At 73.3% G+C, this 453-nt stretch carries 1 protein-coding gene; it reads right to left on the minus strand.

Going from position 1 to position 453, the window contains the following annotated elements:
* A partial coding sequence (locus KBX53_RS35725) for a hypothetical protein (protein ID WP_210864114.1) occupies window positions 1–221 on the minus strand: 221 nt, incomplete at its 3' end.
* Between the last annotated feature and the right edge of the window lie 232 nt (window positions 222–453).

Genomic DNA, 453 nt, shown 5'->3' on the forward strand with positions numbered 1-453 from the left:
GCTGCAGGGTGAGCGCCTTGCGCACGTCGGCGTACACCCGACCCGGCACCGGCGACCACCAGCAGCGGCTCCACCGGAGCGGCGATGATCGCGGCCTGCGCCCGGGTCGGTGCCGGCAACCGCAGCAGCTTGGCCAGCTCCACCGGCGTGTACCGGGGGCCGGAGTCCGCGAGCCGGGGCGTCGGTGCGGGACCCGCGCCGAACAGGGTGGGCTGACTCACGGTGTCGTCACAGGCTGCAACACCGGCTCACTCCTCGCCCTCACTGTGCCGTCTTGGTTCGTGACTGCGGGGCTCGCAACACCGGCTCACTCCTCGCCCTCACTGGTGCGCCGGACGGTGGGCGGCTCGACGACCTGGCGCCCCTGCCCGGAGACCGGGCAGCTGGTGCGCACCGGGCAGACCCGGCACTTCGAGTTGGCCACCGCCGCGAACGTGGCGGCTGCCATCGTAT

Origin of the sequence: Micromonospora sp. M51 (assembly GCF_018070305.1) — a bacterium.
GTDB classification, from domain to species: domain Bacteria; phylum Actinomycetota; class Actinomycetes; order Mycobacteriales; family Micromonosporaceae; genus Micromonospora; species Micromonospora parva.